The sequence below is a fragment of the Kitasatospora sp. NPDC101801 genome (genome assembly GCF_044766665.1).
GTDB lineage: Bacteria > Actinomycetota > Actinomycetes > Streptomycetales > Streptomycetaceae > Kitasatospora.
Window position 1 is genome coordinate 97,634 of sequence record NZ_JBIWML010000011.1, and the last position, 18,626, is coordinate 116,259.

At 70.8% G+C, this 18,626-nt stretch carries 17 protein-coding genes and 1 riboswitch; of the genes, 8 read left to right on the plus strand and 9 right to left on the minus strand.

The window, feature by feature from the left end:
• Positions 1-82: 82 nt before the first annotated feature.
• Positions 83-1,525, minus strand: a complete 1,443-nt coding sequence (locus tag ACIRPK_RS15860) for an NYN domain-containing protein (RefSeq protein WP_403038496.1) — start codon at positions 1,523-1,525, stop codon at positions 83-85.
• Positions 1,526-1,669: 144 nt separating this feature from the next.
• On the minus strand, positions 1,670-1,933 hold the full coding sequence (locus tag ACIRPK_RS15865) for a hypothetical protein (protein WP_403038498.1): 264 nt from the start codon (positions 1,931-1,933) through the stop codon (positions 1,670-1,672).
• A 182-nt stretch (positions 1,934-2,115) separates the two neighbouring features.
• Between ACIRPK_RS15865 and ACIRPK_RS15870 the strand changes: the two genes are divergently transcribed.
• Positions 2,116-2,910: a rhomboid family intramembrane serine protease gene (locus ACIRPK_RS15870; RefSeq protein WP_403038500.1), complete on the plus strand. Its 795-nt coding sequence runs from the start codon at positions 2,116-2,118 to the stop codon at positions 2,908-2,910.
• Positions 2,907-3,188 carry an Lrp/AsnC family transcriptional regulator gene (locus tag ACIRPK_RS15875; protein ID WP_057233015.1) on the plus strand — a complete coding sequence of 94 codons (282 nt, stop codon included), beginning with the start codon at positions 2,907-2,909 and terminating at the stop codon, positions 3,186-3,188. Before ACIRPK_RS15870 ends, ACIRPK_RS15875 begins: the two co-directional genes overlap by 4 nt.
• A 319-nt stretch (positions 3,189-3,507) precedes the next feature.
• On the opposite strand, the gene ACIRPK_RS15880 is transcribed toward ACIRPK_RS15875, so the two are convergent.
• The 3 genes from ACIRPK_RS15880 to ACIRPK_RS15890 all read right to left on the minus strand — a co-directional run bounded on the left by ACIRPK_RS15880 (position 3,508) and on the right by ACIRPK_RS15890 (position 6,768).
• Complete coding sequence (locus ACIRPK_RS15880; RefSeq protein ID WP_403038503.1) at positions 3,508-4,869, minus strand: aminotransferase class V-fold PLP-dependent enzyme; 1,362 nt, start codon at positions 4,867-4,869, stop codon at positions 3,508-3,510.
• Positions 4,870-4,922: 53 nt separating this feature from the next.
• Positions 4,923-5,040: riboswitch (SAM riboswitch) on the minus strand.
• Positions 5,041-5,145: 105 nt separating this feature from the next.
• Positions 5,146-6,222, minus strand: a complete 1,077-nt coding sequence (gene trpD, locus ACIRPK_RS15885) for an anthranilate phosphoribosyltransferase (protein WP_403038506.1) — start codon at positions 6,220-6,222, stop codon at positions 5,146-5,148.
• A gap of 120 nt (positions 6,223-6,342) precedes the next feature.
• Entirely contained in the window at positions 6,343-6,768 is a 426-nt protein-coding gene (locus tag ACIRPK_RS15890) for a hypothetical protein (RefSeq protein WP_403038508.1), read from the minus strand.
• 446 nt (positions 6,769-7,214) lie between these two features.
• Here ACIRPK_RS15890 and ACIRPK_RS15895 point away from each other — a divergent pair, with 446 nt between their 5' ends.
• The 5 genes from ACIRPK_RS15895 to ACIRPK_RS15915 all read left to right on the plus strand — a co-directional run bounded on the left by ACIRPK_RS15895 (position 7,215) and on the right by ACIRPK_RS15915 (position 11,966).
• Positions 7,215-7,835, plus strand: a complete 621-nt coding sequence (locus ACIRPK_RS15895; RefSeq protein WP_403038511.1) for a heme-copper oxidase subunit III — start codon at positions 7,215-7,217, stop codon at positions 7,833-7,835.
• Positions 7,836-7,974: 139 nt separating this feature from the next.
• Positions 7,975-8,784, plus strand: coding sequence for a c-type cytochrome (locus ACIRPK_RS15900; RefSeq protein WP_403038514.1), 810 nt, complete (start codon positions 7,975-7,977; stop codon positions 8,782-8,784).
• Positions 8,781-9,851 (plus strand): Rieske 2Fe-2S domain-containing protein, encoded by a 1,071-nt coding sequence (locus ACIRPK_RS15905; protein WP_403038516.1) that lies wholly within the window; start codon positions 8,781-8,783, stop codon positions 9,849-9,851. The genes ACIRPK_RS15900 and ACIRPK_RS15905 overlap by 4 nt, the downstream gene beginning before the upstream one ends.
• On the plus strand, positions 9,848-11,500 hold the full coding sequence (locus ACIRPK_RS15910; protein ID WP_403038519.1) for a cytochrome bc complex cytochrome b subunit: 1,653 nt from the start codon (positions 9,848-9,850) through the stop codon (positions 11,498-11,500). Before ACIRPK_RS15905 ends, ACIRPK_RS15910 begins: the two co-directional genes overlap by 4 nt.
• Before the next feature lie 70 nt (positions 11,501-11,570).
• Positions 11,571-11,966 (plus strand): GntR family transcriptional regulator, encoded by a 396-nt coding sequence (locus ACIRPK_RS15915; protein ID WP_403038522.1) that lies wholly within the window; start codon positions 11,571-11,573, stop codon positions 11,964-11,966.
• A gap of 188 nt (positions 11,967-12,154) precedes the next feature.
• Here ACIRPK_RS15915 and ACIRPK_RS15920 read toward each other — a convergent pair whose 3' ends face one another.
• The 4 genes from ACIRPK_RS15920 to coxB all read right to left on the minus strand — a co-directional run bounded on the left by ACIRPK_RS15920 (position 12,155) and on the right by coxB (position 16,639).
• Positions 12,155-13,405 carry an Ig-like domain-containing protein gene (locus ACIRPK_RS15920; protein WP_403038524.1) on the minus strand — a complete coding sequence of 417 codons (1,251 nt, stop codon included), beginning with the start codon at positions 13,403-13,405 and terminating at the stop codon, positions 12,155-12,157.
• A 188-nt stretch (positions 13,406-13,593) separates the two neighbouring features.
• A complete protein-coding gene (locus ACIRPK_RS15925) occupies positions 13,594-14,010 on the minus strand; it encodes a cytochrome c oxidase subunit 4 (RefSeq protein ID WP_403038527.1) in 417 nt (138 codons plus the stop codon).
• Positions 14,010-15,791 carry a cytochrome c oxidase subunit I gene (gene ctaD / locus ACIRPK_RS15930; RefSeq protein ID WP_403038529.1) on the minus strand — a complete coding sequence of 594 codons (1,782 nt, stop codon included), beginning with the start codon at positions 15,789-15,791 and terminating at the stop codon, positions 14,010-14,012. Before ctaD ends, ACIRPK_RS15925 begins: the two co-directional genes overlap by 1 nt.
• The gene (coxB, locus tag ACIRPK_RS15935) at positions 15,788-16,639 is read right to left on the minus strand and encodes a cytochrome c oxidase subunit II (RefSeq protein ID WP_403038532.1); all 852 of its coding nucleotides are present in this window, start codon (positions 16,637-16,639) and stop codon (positions 15,788-15,790) included. The genes ctaD and coxB overlap by 4 nt, the downstream gene beginning before the upstream one ends.
• 504 nt (positions 16,640-17,143) lie before the next feature.
• Between coxB and ACIRPK_RS15940 the strand changes: the two genes are divergently transcribed.
• The gene (locus ACIRPK_RS15940) at positions 17,144-18,529 is read left to right on the plus strand and encodes a cysteine desulfurase/sulfurtransferase TusA family protein (protein ID WP_403038535.1); all 1,386 of its coding nucleotides are present in this window, start codon (positions 17,144-17,146) and stop codon (positions 18,527-18,529) included.
• The last annotated feature ends 97 nt before the right edge of the window (positions 18,530-18,626 follow it).

The following is an 18,626-nucleotide window of genomic DNA, read 5'->3' on the forward strand; positions in this document are numbered from 1 at the left end:
GCCACGAACTTCCCGCCGCGGACCGGAATTCACCGGACCGACACAACCCGGCCACCCCGTCCTGACCAGCAGTCAGTCACCGTCAGGGCCTGGCCAGCCGCTTCAGCAGCAGCAGCGAGGCCACCGGGCGCGCGCCCGCCTTCTTCACGCCGTCGGCGACCTCCTTGTCGGTGGAGACCACCACCACCGGACGTCCCAGCGGCTCGGCCCTGACCAGCCGCCGGATCAGCTCGTCCGCGGTCTCCCCGGTCCGGCTGAACCGGACCCGGACCCCGCGCGGCGGCGCCAGGATCACCGGCACGTCCAGGTCCTGGCCGTCGAAGACACAGGTCACCTCGGCCTGGGTGCGCTGGGCCAGCATCGCCAGACCGCCGAGCAGCCGGATCCGCTGCTGCTCCAGCGGCAGCGTCGGGTACCCGGTCTTGGTCACGTTGTAGCCGTCCACCACCAGGTGGACCTGAGGGATCGCCAGCAGCTGGTCGAGCAGCGCCGGATCGTCCTCGGCCAGCGCCCGGCGGGCCACGTCGTGCGGCGAGGCGGAGGCCGGTGCCACCGCGTCCACCAGGTCGGCCGGGTGGATCTGCGCCACCGGCAGGGCCAGCTCCCGCTGGAGGCCCTGGGCGGACTGCAGCACGGTGTCCAGCAGCAGCCGCAACCGCATGTCCTCGACGCTGCGGCCCTCCCGGGCCGAGCGGCGGCCGGCCTCCAGGGCGGTCTCCAGCTCGGCGATCCGGTGCCGCAGCCGACGGGCCTCGGCCTCGGCCGCGCTGTGCTCGGTGGCCGCCCCGGCCCGCACCTCGGCCAGCTCGGCCTGCACCTTGCGGGCCTCGGCCTGGGCCCGCCGGGTGTCGCTCTCCAGCGTCCGGACCTTCTTCCGGAGCGACTCCGCCTCGCGCCGGATCCCCTCCGAGTCGGCCCGCTGCCGGTCCAGGTCGGCCCTGGACTGGGCGCGCAGCTCGGCCAGCTCCTCCTGGAGCTTCTCCACCAGCCGGGCCGCCTCGGCCGCCGCGCCCTCGGCGCCGGCCCGCTCGACCTGCTCGCCCGCCTCGGCGACCAGCCGGGCCCAGCCGGCCGGGCGCAGCAGGTAGGCGGCGGCCGCCACGTCCATCGGGTCGGCGGCGCCCGGCACGCTGCCCGCCTCCAGCGCCTTCACCAGATCCGGCTGCCCGAGCCGGAGCCGATCGGCTATCCGCAGCCGGAACGCCGGGTCCGCCTCCAACGCGGCGGCCAGCGCGGTGGCCGCGTACTTGGCCCGCCGGGCCGGGGTGAACTTCGCGTACTGGCGCAGCGAGACCGGCAGTTCGGCGGCCGGCAGGCCACCGAGCGCGTCGGCGGCGATGCCCACCACCCGGTGCCTGACCCCCTCGGGGAGCGGTCGGCCGAGCTGTTCGGGGCTGTCACCGGGAGCGGGGTCGGTCGGGTCGGCAGGAGCGGGCGGTGCGTCGGCCTGCTCCGGGGCGGCCGGGGTCGCGGCCGCGGGAGGCTGCTCCTGCGACTCGGCCGCCCCCCATGCTGCGTCCACCACGTCCTCGGCTCCGATCCTGCTCCGCGGGGTCCGTACGGCCGGTTGCCGCTGCCCTCAAACACACCGCTCTCTGCAATTGTCGCGGTTACCGTGCCCCGACCCGACCCGCGCCACACTCCGCGCGGGCCCGGGCCGGTGCACCGGTCAGGACTCCTGCTGCTCCGCGGCCGCCTGCTCGGCGTCCGGACGGGCCACCAACTCGACCTGGTCGACCGCGTTGCACCAGCGGCAGCGGACCGACTCCAGCGTCTCGGCCAGCACCTCGGTCTCCTCGACCTTGGAGTCACCGGCCAGGTCGAAGTGCAGGAACTCCACCACCCGGGACGAGCGCGTCACGTCGAAGCGGGTCAGGTTGCCACAGAGCGTGCAGCGCCAGCGGGTCTCAGCGGTCGGGGCGGCGATCGTCATTCTGCCAAGTCCTCTCGTTGGTGCCGCCGTACGGCGGTCACCCAGGGTCCGGAAGGTCAAGCCTATTGCCTGCGGCTTCGACCGAGGGCACCTGGTCCGTGATGCGGGCAGACCGCACGGCACTAGGCCACCCGCAGTACCGGGCGGTGTCGGTGGGCCACGCCGGAGGAATGCTCTCCGCTATGGCCATCCCCGTCCTGGACCACCTCGACGCCCCGGGCGGCAGGGCCCCGGAGCGCCCGCCGGTCGTCACTTACGCGCTGATCGGGCTGAGCGTGCTGACCCTGCTGATCGGCCCGAGCTTCGGCCTCAACCCGCGCTACGGCACCGGGCCGGAGCGGGTCTGCGCCGAGCAGCGGTACGAGCAGCGCTGGGGCGCGATCCCGGCCGAGCTGATGGCCAACCGGCCGCTGCCGGCGGCTCGGCTGGCCGAGCTGCCCCCGTCCACGACGGACTGCCCGCCGCTGCCGACGCCCCGGAAGATCCCGGTGCTCTCGGTGCTCAGTTCGCTGTTCGTGCACGCGGGCTGGCTGCACCTGCTCGGGAACATGCTCTTCCTGTTCGTCTTCGGCCCCGGGGTCGAGCAGCGGTTCGGCCGGGTCCGGTTCCTGCTCGGCTATCTGACGGTCGGTTACCTGGCCACCTACGGCTGGGCGGTGGCGGAGGCCCACGGGGCGGAGTCGGCCCGGGCCCTGGTCGGTGCCTCCGGCGCGATCGCCGGGGTCCTGGGCAGCTACCTGCGGCTCTACCCCCGGGCCCGGGTGACCACGTTGGTGCCGCTGCTGCTCTTCCTGCCGCTGCGGTTCCCCGCCTGGCTGGTGCTCGGGCTCTGGTTCCTGCTCCAGTGGCTCTCGGTCCGCCAGGACGGCCCCGGGGTGGCCTACCCCGTGCACGTCATCGGCTTCGCGGTCGGCTACCTGGCCACCTGGGTCACGGTTACGCTGACCCGGAACCCACGGACAGGAGCGACAGAGTGATCACCGCGATCGTGCTCATCAGGACCAGCGTCGACCGGATTCCCGAGATCGCCGAGGCGATCGCCTCGATCGAGGGCGTCAGCGAGGTCTACTCCGTGACGGGTGGCTACGACCTGGTCGCGATGGTCCGGGTCCGGCACCACGACGACCTCGCCGCGGTGATCCCCGGCCGCCTCAACAAGATCCCGGGCGTCGAACACACCGAGACCCAGATCGCCTTCCGCACCTACTCCAAGCACGACCTCGAAGCCGCCTTCGCCCTCGGCCTCGACGAATAGCAGGGTCTCGGGGCTGCACATTTCGCGGGCGCTCCGGGCCTACGGTCAGGGGCTCGGGGCTCTGCTGACGTGCGGCTCCGCCGCGTGGGTGAGGAGATCTGGCGTTCGGGTCACTGCGAAAGTGCCTGACCACCCCTGAACGGACCACCTTGCAGAGGCCGCCGTCGCCCGCGCGGCGGAGCCGCACACCAGCAGAACCCCGAGCCCCTGACCGTAGATGCCGAGCCACCTCCGGAAAAGGTCGGCGTCGCCCGCGCGGCGGAGCCGCACACCAGCAGAGCCCCGAGCCCCGGACTCTTCCGAACCACCTGCCAGAAGGTCAGCTGCGGCGGGTGTCCGCGACGCAGCGGCCGCCTTCGTTGCGGTAGCTCCACGCCGCCCCGTCGGAGACGAGCTCGCGGACGGCCCCCAGGAACCGCTCCAGGTGCTCGTCCGGAGTCCCGGCCCCGAAGCTGACCCGGATCGCGTTCAGGCTGCGCTCGCCGGGCAGCGACGGCTCCGGGGCGCCGCACTCGGACGGTGCGGCCTCCTCGCCGCCGAGCAGGGTCCGCACCAGCGGGTGGGCGCAGAACAGCCCGTCCCGGACGCCGATCCCGTACTCGGCCGAGAGCGCCGCCGAGAAGTGCGAGCTGTTCCAGCCCTGCACCACGAAGGAGAGCACGCCGACCCGGGCCGCGCCCTCGCCGAACAGGCTGAGCACCCGGACCTCGGGGATCTCGGCCAGTCCGGCCTGCAGACGGTCGATCAGCTGCTGCTCGCGAGCCTCCAGCGCGTCGAAGCCGGCCTCGGTGAGCGCCCGGCAGGCGGAGGCGATGGAGTGGGCGCCGATCACGTTCGGGGAGCCGGCCTCGTGCCGGGCCGGGCCGGTCTGCCACTCGACCGCGACCGAGCCGTCCAACTCGCGGGCCACGGTCCGGCTGGCGCCGCCGCCGGCCAGGTACGGCTCGGCCGCGTCCAGCCAGTCGCTCCGGCCGGCCAGCACGCCGGCGCCGAACGGGGCGTATAGCTTGTGGCCGGAGAAGGCGATCCAGTCCACGCCCAACTCCCGCACCGAGACCCGGTGGTGGGGCGCCAGCTGGGCGGCGTCCAGCACCACCCGGGCGCCGTGCCGGTGGGCGACCTCGGTCAGTTCGGCGACCGGCCAGAGCTCGCCGGTGACGTTGGAGGCGCCGGTGACGCAGAACAGCCGGTGCTCGGCGGGCTCCGCCGCCAGGGCGGCGTCCAGCGCGGCGACCGCCTCGGCGTGCGAGCGCGGGGCCCGCAGGTAGCTGACGGTCAGGCCGTCCCGGCGCCAGGGCAGCAGCGAGGCGTGGTGCTCGGTCTCGAAGGCGAACACCCGGGTGCCGGCGGGCAGCACCCCGGCCAGCAGGTTGAGCGAGTCGGTGGTGGCCCGGGTGAAGACCACCTGGTCGCCCTCGCGCAGGTCGAGGAACTCCTCGACGGTGCGCCGGCTCTGCTCGAACAGGTCGGTGGAGAGCTGGGAGAGGTACCCGGCGCCCCGGTGCACGCTGCCGTAGTACGGGGCGTAGGCGGCGACGTCGTCCCAGACCCGCTGGAGCGCCGGGGAGCTGGCGGCGTAGTCCAGGGCGGCGTAGGAGACCTTCTCGCCGGAGACCAGCGGGACCTGGACGTCGTGGCCGAGAACGGCGAGCGGGGCGCAGATTTCGGTGGAAACGGACATGGGGGTGCACTCCTCGGAAGGTCCGGGACCTCGGGGTGCAGCTGTGCCGCCGACGTCCGCGCTTGCCACGCGGACGGTTCGCCGCGGAGCCCGGTCCTCACCCAGGGCACCCCGCCACGGACGGAGGGTTGCCGGACAGCAAGCTGGGGCTTGTCGCTGTCACTCATGACCTGGCAAGGACTCTAGGCGAGCAGCCGAGAAGTGGTCAAACACCCGTCCGCCATCCGGACAGCACGAGGGCCCGGCGGCCAGGCCGCCGGGCCCTCAACTCACCTTTCAGGAACGGGTGGTGGCCGCCGCCCAGTCCTTCAGCAGGGCCTCCGCCGCGCCGGAGTCGACGGCGGCCGCGGTCCGCACCATGCCGGCCGCCAGCTGCTCGGCCAGCGGGGCGTCGGTCAGCTCCAGCGCGGTCAGCGCGGCGGCGCTGTTCAGCAGGACGGCGTCCCGGACCGGGCCGCGCTCCCCCGCCAGCAGGCGGCGGGCCACGTCGGCGTTGAACTGCGGGTCGCCACCGCGCAGCGCCTCGATGCCGACCGGCTCGATGCCGACCTCGCGCGGGTCGAAGACGGTCTCGGTGACCTGACCGTCCTTCACCAGCCAGACGTGCGAGGTGGTGGAGATGGTCAGCTCGTCCAGGCCGTCGTCGCCCCGGAAGACCAGGGCGGTGGCGCCGCGCCGGGCCAGCACGCCGGCGATCAGCCCGGCCAGCCGGGTGTCGAAGCAGCCGATCGCGTGCGCGGTGACTCGGGCCGGGTTGGTCAGCGGGCCGAGGATGTTGAAGGCGGTCGGCACCCCGAGGTCACGGCGGGCCGGGGCGGCGTGCCGCATCGCCGGGTGGAACATCGGCGCCGGGCAGAAGGTCAGGCCGACCTCCGCGGCGATCTCGGCCACCCGGGCGGGCGTGACGTCGGGGCTGATGCCGAGCTTCTCCAGCACGTCGGTGGCACCGCTGGCGGAGGAGGCCGCCCGGTTGCCGTGCTTGACCACCTTCGCCCCGGCGGCGGCCGCGACGATCGCCGACATGGTCGAGATGTTCACCGTCTTGGCCCGGTCGCCGCCGGTGCCCACGATGTCCACCGCGGGGCCCGGGATGTGCAGCGGCGTGGCGTGCGCGTACATCGACTCGACCAGACCGGCGATCTCGTCCACCGTCTCGCCCTTGGCCCGGAGCGCGACCACGAAGCCGGCCACCTGGACGGGGGTGGCCTCGCCGCCCATGATCCGGTCCATCGCCCAGGCGGTGTCGGCCTGGCCGAGGTCCTGCCCGGCCAGCAGCGCGCTCAGCAGGTCCGGCCAGGTGCGGACCACCTGCGCGGGGTCGCTACCGCCGTTCGCAGGTTGCGCGTTCACCATGGCTGACTCCAGCTCTCGATCGGGGATGCTGGAGCCAGCCTAGCGATCCGGTGCGCCCGGATGCGGGGTGCTTCTCTACAGGTGAGACACCGGCTGACGGCCCCTCAGCGGTGCGATCGCTCAGCGGTGGGCCGGGGTGCGCTTGGCCACCCGGGCCCGGAGCAGGGTGCCGGCCGCCTCGGCCAGCGCCACCGGGTCGACCGGGTGCGAGATCGCGGCCTCGGCCCGGCTCCAGGCGGCCAGCCAGGCGTCCTGCGGCCGGCCGATCAGCACCAGCACCGGCGGGCAGCCGTAGATCTCGTCCTTGACCTGCCGGGCCACCCCGAGGCCACCGGCCGGCACGGCCTCGCCGTCCAGCACGCAGAGGTCGACACCGCCCTTCTCCAGGGCTCGGAGCACCGCGGGCACCGTGGCGCACTCCAGCACGTCGACCTCAGGGAGGTCGGCGGCGGGGCGGCGGCCCAGCGCGAGCGTGACCTGCTCGCGGGTGTTCCGGTCGTCGCTGTAGACGAGAACGGTGAGCGTCTCGTCGGAGGTGTGCGCCATGGGCCCTGCTCCCGGGTACTCGTCCTCTTATATGGCTGTGCTCTTCGTCGTACCGTGCGCGGCTCAACCCGGTCCGGTGTGACCCGGACCACGTTCACCTCCGGATGCTACTCCCGCACACCCCTCGTGGTGACCCCCTGGCGCGATCTCCCTCGGACGAGCCGCGGCCGTACGCCACGCCGATCACTCACGCGGGCGACGGATCGTCACCCCAGAAGTCCGGTTCCACCCGGACGGCCGACCCGCTAGCCGACCCGGGGCGCCGGGCCCGCCGTGACACGCGGGGCGAACGGGTGGACCCGCCGTCAATGAACCGTCAGAAATGGGACACCACCTCCTCGAAGCCCTCGTCCGGCGCCCCGTCGGCTGCCAACAGGGCATACCGCACGCACCGGACACTCCGAGGTACACCCCCCGGCGTGAAGACGGAATAAGGGACCGACATAATGTCCGTCGTGGCGACAGCAACAGCAACAGAAACCGGACACGCGCACGGAGCGGTCAACAGGCCGAACCTGGTCAGCGTCGGAACCATCGTCTGGCTGAGCTCGGAGCTGATGTTCTTCGCGGCCCTGTTCGCGATGTACTTCACGCTCCGCTCGGTCAAGGGCGCGGAGTTCTGGACCGAGAAGGCCCACGCGCTCAACGTGCCCTTCTCCTCGGTGAACACCACGATCCTGGTGCTCTCCTCCCTCACCTGCCAGCTCGGCGTCTTCGCCGCCGAGCGCGGTGACGTGAAGAAGCTCCGCTCGTGGTTCATCATCACCTTCGTGATGGGCGCGATCTTCATCGGCGGCCAGATCTTCGAGTACACCGAGCTGGTCAAGAAGGACGGCCTCTCGCTGTCCTCGGACCCGTACGGCACGGTGTTCTACCTGACCACCGGCTTTCACGGCATGCACGTGACGGGTGGTCTGATCGCGTTCCTGCTGGTCCTGGCACGGACGTACGCAGCCAAGCGGTTCACGCACGAGCAGGCCACCGCCGCGATCGTGGTGTCGTACTACTGGCACTTCGTCGACGTCGTGTGGATCGCCCTGTTCGCGACCATCTACCTGATCAAGTAACCAGCTGATCAGGTCGCTGGCCGACGGCCGGAGCCGTACCCGCACCGACCGACCGCGCGCGTCCCCGCAGCCGACCCGGGCAGACCGGGCCGCGAGGCACGCCCACCAGCCGACCAGATCCTGACCCCGGGGTTAATCCGTGAAAAAGCTCTCCGCACGACGGCGCCATCCACTGGCGGCGCTGGTCGTCCTACTCTTCGCCCTGGCGGCCACCGGGGGGCTGTACGCCGCGTTCTTGCCCGCCGAGAAGGCGCAGGCCGACAGCTCGGTGCAGTCGCTCGCGATCGACGAGGGCAAGAAGCTCTTCGCCGTGGGCTGCTCCTCCTGCCACGGTCTGAACGGCGAGGGCAGCTCGGACGGTCCGAGCCTGGTCGGCGTCGGCTCCGCCGCGGTGGACTTCCAGGTCGCCACCGGCCGGATGCCGGCCCAGCAGCCCGGCGCCCAGGTGCCGAAGAAGAAGAACATCTACTCCCAGGCCGAGATCGACCAGATGGCCGCCTTCGTGGCCTCGCTCGGCCCCGGCCCGGTCGCTCCGTCGAAGGAGCAGTACACCTCCACCAACCCGGACGACGTCGCCAAGGGTGGCGAGCTGTTCCGTACCAACTGCTCGCAGTGCCACAACTTCGCGGGTCAGGGCGGTGCCCTGACGAAGGGTAAGTACGCCCCCGCCCTGGACGGCGTGGACCCGAAGCACATCTACGAGGCCATGCAGACCGGCCCGCAGAACATGCCCTCCTTCCCCGACGGCGTGATGCCCGAGGAGCAGAAGCGGCAGATCGTGGCCTTCGTCCGCCACACCACCAACGACGAGCCCAACCCCGGCGGTCTGAGCCTGGGCAGCCTCGGCCCGGTGACCGAGGGTCTGTTCGGTTGGATCTTCGGACTCGGCAGTCTGATCGCGATCGCGATCTGGGTCGCCGCCCACACCACCAAGGCCAAGAAGTCATGAGCCACGACAACATGTCCAAGGACACCCTGCCGGAGTCGCACGACTCCCACGGCGCCGAGCTCGCCGCCCACGGCGACCCGTTCGCCGACCCGGGCCTGCCGGCCCACGAGCCGCGTCGCACCGACATCGACGAGCGGGCCGCCCAGCGGGCCGAGCGCCAGGTGTCGCTGCTCTTCATCCTGTCGATGCTGTCGACCGTCGGGTTCATCGCGTCCTTCGTGATCTTCCCGATCGACAAGATCGTCTACATCTTCCCGATCGGTCACGTCAGCGCGCTGAACTTCTCGCTCGGCCTGACCCTCGGGGTGGCGCTCTTCTGCATCGGCGCGGGCGCGGTCCACTGGGCCCGCACCCTGATGTCGGACCACGAGCTGCCGGCCGAGCGCCACGCGATCGAGGCCGACGACGAGGTCCGCGCGGACGTCATCGAGCAGTTCAAGACCGGCGCCGCCGAGTCCGGCTTCGGCCGCCGCAAGATGATCCGCAACACCCTGATCGGGTCGATGGCCCTGGTGCCGCTCTCCGGTGTGGTGCTGCTCCGCGACCTCGGGCCGCTGCCCGAGGACAAGCTGGAGCACACCGGCTGGAAGGAGGCCACCCAGGCCAAGCCGATCCAGCTGATCAACATGAACACCAACGAGCCGATGAAGCCCGAGGACATCGTCGTCGGCTCGCTGAGCTTCGCGAAGCCCGAGGGCCTGGAGGAGGACTCGCACGAGTTCCAGGTCCAGATCGCCAAGGACGCCCTGATGCTGATCCGGATCGCTCCGGAGGACATCAAGGACAAGGAGTCCCGGGAGAAGGGCTTCGAGGGCATCCTCGCCTACTCGAAGATCTGCACCCACGTCGGCTGCCCGATCAGCCTCTACGAGCAGCAGACCCACCACGCGCTCTGCCCCTGCCACCAGTCGACCTTCGACCTGGCGGACGGCGCCCGCGTCATCTTCGGCCCGGCCGGTCACCCGCTGCCGCAGCTGAAGATCACTGTCGACGAGAAGGGCTACCTGGTCGCCACCGGCGACTTCGACGAGCCCGTTGGCCCGAGTTACTGGGAGCGCAGCCGATGACCGCGAGCAGCACCAAGGGTGCCGCAAAGCCGGCCAGCACCCGTGCCAAGCCCGCCAACAAGGCGGAGTCCGCCGCGGACTGGGTGGACGGCCGGCTCGGCCTCTACACCCTGGCCAAGGCCAACCTGCGGAAGATCTTCCCGGACCACTGGTCCTTCATGCTCGGGGAGATCTGCCTCTACACCTTCATCATCATCATCCTGACCGGCGTCTACCTGACGCTGTTCTTCACCCCGAGCATGGGCGAGACCGTCTACCACGGCTCCTACGCCCCGCTCCAGGGCATCAGGATGTCGGAGGCCTACGCCTCCACCCTGGACATCTCGTTCGAGGTCCGCGGTGGCCTGCTGATCCGTCAGATCCACCACTGGGCCGCGCTGGTGTTCGTCGCCGCGATGCTCGTGCACATGATGCGGGTGTTCTTCACCGGCGCGTTCCGCAAGCCGCGCGAGGTCAACTGGCTGTTCGGCTTCCTGCTGCTCTTCCTGGGCATGTTCGACGGCTTCATGGGCTACTCGCTCCCCGACGACCTGCTGTCGGGCACCGGCATCCGGTTCATGGAGGGCGCGGTGCTGGCCGTGCCGCTGGTCGGCACCTACGTCCAGATGTTCCTGTTCGGCGGGGAGTTCCCCGGCACCGACATCGTGCCGCGGTTCTTCACCATCCACGTGCTGCTGATCCCGGGCGTCATGCTGGGCCTGCTGGTGGCCCACCTGATCCTGGTCTTCTACCACAAGCACACCCAGTGGGCGGGCCCGGGCAAGACCGAGAAGAACGTCGTCGGCATGCCGCTGATGCCGGTCTACATGGCCAAGGCCGGCGGCTTCTTCTTCCTGGTCTTCGGCATCATCGCGATGATCTCGGCGATCGCCACCATCAACCCGATCTGGGCGTACGGTCCGTACCGCCCCGACCAGGTCTCCACCGACGCGCAGCCCGACTGGTACATGGGCTTCTCCGAAGGTCTGATCCGCATCATGCCGGGCTGGGAGATCGGCCTCTGGGGCCACACCCTGAACCTGGGTGTGTTCGTGCCGCTGATGATCTTCCCGCTGGTGCTGGTCGCCATCGCGGTCTACCCGTTCATCGAGAGCTGGGTGACCGGCGACAAGCGCGAGCACCACATCCTGGACCGCCCGCGCAACGCCCCGGTCCGCACCGGTCTCGGCGCGGCCTGGATCAGCCTGTACCTGGTGCTGCTGATCGGTGGTGGCAACGACCTGTTCGCCACCCACCTGCACCTCTCGATCAACGACATCACGTACTTCGTGCGGGTCGGGTTCTTCGTGGTGCCGGTGATCACCTTCTTCGTCACCAAGCGCTGGTGCCTCGGTCTCCAGCGCCGCGACAAGGACAAGGTGCTGCACGGTCGCGAGACCGGCGTCATCAAGCGCCTGCCGCACGGTGAGTTCGTCGAGGTGCACGCCCAGCTGCCCGCCGGCGCGCTGCACACCATCACCGCGCACGAGCAGCCGACCCCGATCGAGCTGCCCGCCGAGGTCGACGAGAACGGCGTCAAGCGCAAGGTCGGCGTCCTCGCCAAGACCCGCGCGAAGCTCTCCCAGGGCTTCTACGGCGAGGGGAACCAGATCCCCAAGCCGACCGCCGAGGAGCACCACGAGATCACCAGCGGCCACGGCCACCACTGATTCTCGTACCGCCACAGCCGATGGCCCCCCACCGTTCGCGGTGGGGGGCCATCGGCCTTGCTGCGGCAGAATGAGCGGTAACGAACCGTCAGGAGAACCCGTGCAGCTGTCCGTCGACCACGAAGCCGCCACTCCCCCGTACGAGCAGGTCCGGGCCCAGATCGCCGACCAGGCCCGGAGCGGGACCCTGCCGGCCGGCCTCAAGCTCCCCACCGTCCGGGCGCTCGCCGAGGAACTCGGCCTGGCCGCCAACACGGTGGCCCGCGCCTACCGCGAACTCGAGGCCGACGGCGTGGTCGAGACCCACGGCCGCCGGGGCACCCTGATCGCCGCCACCGGCGACACCGCCCACCGCCTGGCCGCCGCAGCCGCCACCGACTACGCCGACCGCGCCCACCGCCTCGGCCTCGACCACGCCGACGCCCTGGCGGCCGTCACGACGGCCCTCGGTGTCGCCTACCGCTGACCAATTGCCCCCCATGGGCTCGGGCGCTCAGCGGTCTACTACCCAGGGGCTCGGGGAACTGCGACGCCGACCCTCGCGAGGTGATCGTCGCGTGGGTGGTCAGGCACTTTCGCAGTGACCCGCACGCCAGACCTCCTCGCAGTTCCCCGAGCCCCTGGGTAGTAGACCGCTGAGCGCCCGCGAAAAGGTCAGCCGATCAGAGGGGCGCCCGCCGCGGCCACCTGGGTGCCCAGGCTGCCGCTGGTGGTGACGGGTCGGCCGAGGGCGGAGTGCTTGAGCCACTCGTCCCAGGAGACGTTCCAGTCGCCGAACCCGTTGCCGAACGGCTCCATCGCGGCCCCCCGGCTGTTCACCACCTGCACCAGGTCCCCGATCCGGGTCTGGTCGAAGAACCACTTGGCGTCGTCGGTGCTCATCCCGGTGCAGCCGTGGCTGACGTTGTCGACCCCCTGGGAGCCCACCGACCACGGTGCCGCGTGCACGTACTCGCCGCTCCAGGTGACCCGGGTGGCCCACTTCACCTGGAGGTCGTACGCCTCGGTGCTGCCCTCCCGGATGCCGATCGACTCGCCGTTCATCCGGACCTGGGACTCCTGCCCGAGCACCACCTTGATGCCGTTGCGGGTGGCGAAGCCGGGCTTGCCGGTGGTGACCGGGATGGACTTCACCTCCGCGCCGTTGCGGCGGTACGTCAGGTAGTGCGAGGCGGCGTCGATCAGCACCTCGACCCGGTCGCCGGTCCGCAGCGAGCGGGTGACCGCCTCGCCGCCGTACAGGCCGTCGCCGACCGGTACGCCCTGCAGGTCGTAGGCCAGCCGGATCCTGGCGTCGGCGGGCCAGTACTCCTTCGGGCGGAAGTGCAGGTTACGGTCGTCCACCCAGTACCAGGCACCGGTCACGGCAGGCTCGGAGGCCACCGTCAGGCCCCGTTCGACCGCCTGGCGGGCCGTGGGGTCCTTGACCGCCTCGGAGAGCTGTACGGTGAGCGGCTGGCCCACCCCGTAGATGCCGCTGCCCGAGGAGTCCGGGCCCAGCTCGGCGGTGAGCAGGTGCTGTGCGGCCACGGTGCCGAACTCGCTGCTGGTCTCGCCCCGCCCGCCCTTGCCGTCGTCGGCGGCGACCCGGACGGTGTACCGGGTGCCCGCCTTGAGCCGGCCGGTGCTCTGCCAGCTCTGCAGGTCAGCGGCCAGCTGCCCGGCCACCACCCGGCCGTCGGCCCCGGTCACGGTGACGTCGGTGAGCCGGCCGCCCCGGTCTGCGGTCACGGTGAAAGGTTTCGCCGGATCCACCTCGCCACTGGCCGAGACGTGCACCAGCTCGTGCACGTCCACCGGCTCCGCCGGCCGTATCGCGGCCGGCGACCCGCCGGAGGAACACCCCGCGACCGGGACCAGCACCAGCAGTGCGGCCGTCAGTGCGATCCCGTGCCTGGTTTTCACGGCTGCCTCCTCGAACCGACGACGTATCAGATCGTAGGAACAGTCAGCCCCGCGCGGCCCGCCCCCGCAGTCCCGGTTGACCCGACCGGGTGAGCGGACCACCCGGTGAGCCCCAAGGGACGTCCTGACGCGAACGGCCGGACACCCCCGTCAGGGGTGCCCGGCCGCCCGGTGCGGAGGAGGAGGACCTACTGGTTCTGGCCCTCGCCGCGGTAGAACTCGAAGACCCAGCCGAACAGGCCGATCAGGATGATCGGGATCGACCAGTACAGCAGCCACCAGCCGAAGATGACGCCCATGAACGCGAGCGCGCCACCGATCGCCAGCGAGAGCGGCTGCCAGCTGTGCGGGGCGAAGAAGCCCAGCTCGCCGGCGTCGTCCGCGACCTCGGCGTCGGGGTTGTCACCGGCACCGGTGTCGACCCGCTTGGCGGTGTAGGCCAGGTAGTAGCCGACCATCGCGCACAGGCCGAAGGCCAGGAACAGCGCCGTGGTGCCGGCCGCCTCCACACCGTGCTCGGAGTGGTTGGTCCACACGCCGTAGGTGATGGCCATCGCCAGGATGAAGACGGCGAAACCGATGAAGATCTTGCCCTGTTCCTTCATCAGGCGTCACCCTCCTTCTTCAGGCCCTTGCCCAGCGCGGGGGCGTCGTACTTCGCGGGCGTGACGCCCTCGAAGTGCTTGGCCGGCTCACCGTGGTACTCGAGGTAGTCGAGCGCGGCGATGTCCGGGTGGTGCAGGTCGAACGCCGGGGATTCGGAACGGATCCGCGGCAGGGTGAGGAAGTTGTGCCGCGGCGGCGGGCAGGAGGTCGCCCACTCCAGCGAACGGCCGTAGCCCCACGGGTCGTCGACCTCGATCTTCTCGCCGTACTTCGCGGTCTTCCAGACGTTGTAGAGGAACGGCAGGATCGACAGACCGAGCAGGAACGACGCGATGGTCGAGATGGTGTTCAGCGTGGTGAAACCGTCCGCGGCCAGGTAGTCGGCGTAGCGGCGGGGCATGCCCTCCGCGCCGAGCCAGTGCTGGACCAGGAAGGTGCCGTGGAAGCCGATGAACAGCGTCCAGAAGGTGATCTTGCCAAGGCGCTCGTCGAGCATCTTGCCGGTCATCTTCGGCCACCAGAAGTGGAAGCCGGCGAACATCGCGAACACCACGGTGCCGAACACCACGTAGTGGAAGTGCGCCACCACGAAGTAGGAGTCCGAGACGTGGAAGTCGATCGGCGGGGAGGCGAGCAGAACACCGGTCAGACCACCGAACAGGAAGGTGACCAGGAAGCCGACCGTCCAGAGCATCGGGGTCTCGAAGCTCAGCGAGCCCTTCCACATGGTGCCGACCCAGTTGAAGAACTTCACACCGGTCGGGACCGCGATCAGGAAGGTCATGAACGAGAAGAACGGCAGCAGGACCTGTCCCGTGACGTACATGTGGTGCGCCCACACCGTGACCGACAGACCGGCGATCGCGATGGTGGCCGCGATCAGGCCGGAGTAGCCGAACATCGGCTTGCGGCTGAAGACCGGGATGACTTCGGAGACGATGCCGAAGAACGGCAGCGCGATGATGTACACCTCGGGGTGGCCGAAGAACCAGAACAGGTGTTGCCAGAGCAACGCCCCGCCGTTGGCCGGGTCGAAGACGTGCGCCCCGAACTTCCGGTCCGCCTCCAGGGCGAACAGCGCGGCCGCGAGGACCGGGAAGGCCAGCAGCACCAGCACGGCGGTCAGCAGGACGTTCCAGACGAAGATCGACATCCGGAACATCGTCATGCCGGGGGCGCGCATGCAGATGATGGTGGTGATGAAGTTGACCGAGCCGAGGATGGTGCCGAAGCCGGAGAAGGCCAGGCCCATGATCCACATGTCGGCGCCGATGCCCGGCGAGCGGACCGCGTCGGACAGCGGCGAGTAGGCGAACCAGCCGAAGTCGGCCGCACCCTGCGGGGTGAGGAAGCCGGCCACCGCGATGATCGAGCCGAACAGGTAGAGCCAGTAGGCGAACATGTTCAGTCGCGGGAAGGCGACGTCAGGAGCGCCGATCTGGAGCGGCATGATCCAGTTCGCGAAGCCCGCGAAGAGCGGGGTCGCGAACATCAGCAGCATGATCGTGCCGTGCATGGTGAACGCCTGGTTGAACTGCTCGTTCGAGAGGATCTGGGTCCCCGGACGAGCCAGCTCGGCGCGCATCACCAGCGCGAGCACGCCACCGATCAGGAAGAACGCGAACGACGTCCCCAGGTACAGGGTGCCGATCGTCTTGTGGTCGGTGGTGGTCAGCCACTTGATGATGGTGGACCCGGGCTTGCGGGTCCGCTCGGTGCCGGCCGTGACCGTGGCCCCGGCAGCCCCGCCGGCGGCGGCGGGCTCGTTGAGGATCGTCACTTCTCACTTCCCATGGTGGTGATGCCCGAGGGCACCGCGCCCTTCTGGCCCTTGGCCCGAAGCTCCGCCAGGTGCTTGTCGTACTCCGCCCGGTCCACGACCTTGACGTTGAACAGCATCCGGGAGTGGTCCACGCCACAGAGCTCCGCGCACTTGCCGCGGAAGGTGCCGAGCGAGGTCGGGGTGACCTCGAACTTGTTCACCACGCCCGGGACGACGTCCTGCTTCATCAGGAAGTTGACCGGCCAGAAGTCGTGGATGACGTCTCGCGAGGTGAGGCGGAACTGCACCGTCTCGTTGATCGGCAGGTAGAGCGTCGGCGGCTCGGCCGGGGTGCCGACCTCGTACGCGGCCTGGGTGTTGGCCGGGTCCGGGTTCTCGGTGTTCTCGTAGTTGAACGCCCAGCTCCACTGGAAGCCGACCACGTTGACCATGTGGTCCGGCTTGGCGGAGGTCTGGGTCAACCTGGCCTCGTCACGCGCGACGAAGTAGAAGAGCACCGAGACGATGACGAGGGGGACCGCGGTGTACAACGCCTCGATGGGCAGGTTGTACCGGGTCTGCGGGGGGACCTCCACCTTGGTGCGGCTGCGGCGGTGGAAGATCACACTCCAGATGATCAGACCCCACATCAGTGCGCCGACCACCAGAGCCGCGATCCACGAGCCCTGCCACATCCGGAGGACCATCGGGCCCTCGGCGGTGACGGGACTCGGAAGGCCAAGCCTGGGGAGGTCGTTGGCCGAGCAGCCGGTGGCGGTCGCGATGACGAGGCCCAGTGCCAGCGCCTGAGGCAGCTTCCGCCGCATCGTGCGCCGCGGCGAGCGGTCGGAGCCGTTGGGACTCACGTAGCGCCTTCCCGAAGTCTCGCCCGAGATCGCGTCGCTGCCGGGAGTCGCTGTGCGCGCCTCCCCGGCGACCCGGCCACGGGCACGGTTTGAATGCTTATGCGGGCCAAACGCTACTCCATCCTTATGCGGCACTCACGAGCAGCCCCCGGTAACGCGCCGCCCGGCTACCCGATCAGCCCCCAAAGGAGTGGACCCGCAGGTCAATGCAGCCGTTCGAGGCTCGCACGGAGACCCGGACGACGGCCCCTGGACCCGCGGGTGACGGACCGTCGGGCACTCGGCCAGGTGCCCATGAACCGGCACAAAAGGGGTGCTGCCTGACGGTGAGTGAGGCCGACCGGCAATCGAGGGTGGGCGAAGGAGCGGTGGTGGGGTGTATGCCCCGGCGGCGCCGTGGAGGGAGTCCCTGCGGAGCATCGGCGACCGACGAGAAGCCGGTGAGGTGCGGGCCCCGGCGCCGCGACGCCACCCCCCGGTTGCCGGTCGGCCTAAGGTGTGGCCGTGTCCTACTTCGACGTGGCTTCCACCGCACCGCTGCACCCCGTCGCCCGGCAGGCGCTGACCGCCGCCCTGGACGAGGGCTGGGCCGACCCGGCCCGGCTGTACCGGTCCGGGCGGCAGGCCCGGATGCTGCTGGACGCGGCCCGGGAGACCGTCGCCGAGGTGCTCGGCTGCCGCGCCGACGAGGTCTCCTTCACCGGGAGCGGCACCCAGGCCGTCCAGTTGGGGATGCTCGGTGCGCTGACCGGTCGTCGCCGGACGGGACGTCACCTGCTCCATTCGGCCGTCGAGCACTCCAGCGTGCTGCACACCGCCGAACGGGTGGCGGCGGACGGCGGCAGCGTCTCGGTGGCCCCGGTGGACCGCCAGGGGCGGGTCTCCGCCCCCGAGTTCGCCGCCCTGGTCCGGCCGGACACCGCGCTGGCCGTACTCCAGTCCGCCAACCACGAGGTCGGCACCCGCCAGCCGGTCGAGGAGACCGCCGCCCTGCTGGGCGACGTCCCGCTGCTGGTGGACGCCGCCCAGTCGGTCGGCCGGCTCCCCGTCCCCGGCGGCTGGTCCCTGCTCACCGCGAGCGCCCACAAGTGGGGCGGCCCGGCCGGGGTCGGCGTGCTCGCCGTCCGCAAGGGCGTCCGGTACGCCTCGCCGCTGCCCGCCGACGAACGGGAGAACGGCCGGGTCCCCGGCTACGTCAACGTCCCCGCGATCGTGGCGGCCGCCGCCTCGCTGCGGGCCGTCCGGGCCGAGGCGGCGGCCGAGAACGCCCGGCTGCACGCCCTGGTGGAACGGATCCGCCGTCAGGTGCCGCAGCTGGTCCCCGAGGTGGAGGTGGTCGGCGACCCGGTCCACCGGCTCCCCCACCTGGTCACCTTCTCCTGCCTCTACGTCGACGGCGAGGTCCTGCTCACCGAACTCGACCGGGCCGGCTTCGCGGTCTCCTCCGGCTCCTCCTGCACCTCCAGCACGCTGACGCCCAGCCACGTGCTGGCCGCGATGGGCGTACTGACCGAGGGAAACATCCGGATCTCGCTGCCGAACGGCACCCCCGAGGCGGACGTCACCCGCTTCCTCGACCTGCTCCCCCGCCTGGTCGCCGACGTCCGGGCCCCCCTCGGCCTCGACCTGCCCGCCCCGGTCGGCGGCTCGGACACCCTGGTGCTCGACATGCTCGGCAAGCGGTGCCCCCTGCCGGTAATCGAACTCGCCAAACGGATCACCGAAGTCCCGCCCGGCGGCACCGTCGTGGTCCTCGCCGACGACGAGGCGGCCCGCCTCGACATCCCCGCCTGGTGCCAGATGCGCGCCCAGACCTACGCGGGCGAAGCCCCCCCGACCGACTACGGCTTCACCCACGGCACGGCCTACCTGGTCACCCGCACCTCTTAGCTCTGTTGTTGCCAGGTGCTCAGCCCGCTACGGAGTCAGGGGCTCGGGGCTCTGCTGATCTGCGGCTCCGCCGCGCGGGCGACACCGACCCGTTGGC

Coding starts and splice junctions, on each gene's coding strand:
- ACIRPK_RS15865 (WP_403038498.1), bottom strand. CDS start 1,933: ATGACGATCGCCGCCCCGACCGCTGAGACCCGCTGGCGCTGCACGCTC.
- ACIRPK_RS15870 (WP_403038500.1), top strand. CDS start 2,116: ATGGCCATCCCCGTCCTGGACCACCTCGACGCCCCGGGCGGCAGGGCC.
- ACIRPK_RS15880 (WP_403038503.1), bottom strand. CDS start 4,869: ATGTCCGTTTCCACCGAAATCTGCGCCCCGCTCGCCGTTCTCGGCCAC.
- trpD (WP_403038506.1), bottom strand. CDS start 6,222: ATGGTGAACGCGCAACCTGCGAACGGCGGTAGCGACCCCGCGCAGGTG.
- ACIRPK_RS15890 (WP_403038508.1), bottom strand. CDS start 6,768: ATGGCGCACACCTCCGACGAGACGCTCACCGTTCTCGTCTACAGCGAC.
- ACIRPK_RS15895 (WP_403038511.1), top strand. CDS start 7,215: ATGTCCGTCGTGGCGACAGCAACAGCAACAGAAACCGGACACGCGCAC.
- ACIRPK_RS15905 (WP_403038516.1), top strand. CDS start 8,781: ATGAGCCACGACAACATGTCCAAGGACACCCTGCCGGAGTCGCACGAC.
- ACIRPK_RS15910 (WP_403038519.1), top strand. CDS start 9,848: ATGACCGCGAGCAGCACCAAGGGTGCCGCAAAGCCGGCCAGCACCCGT.
- ACIRPK_RS15915 (WP_403038522.1), top strand. CDS start 11,571: ATGAGCGGTAACGAACCGTCAGGAGAACCCGTGCAGCTGTCCGTCGAC.
- ACIRPK_RS15925 (WP_403038527.1), bottom strand. CDS start 14,010: ATGAAGGAACAGGGCAAGATCTTCATCGGTTTCGCCGTCTTCATCCTG.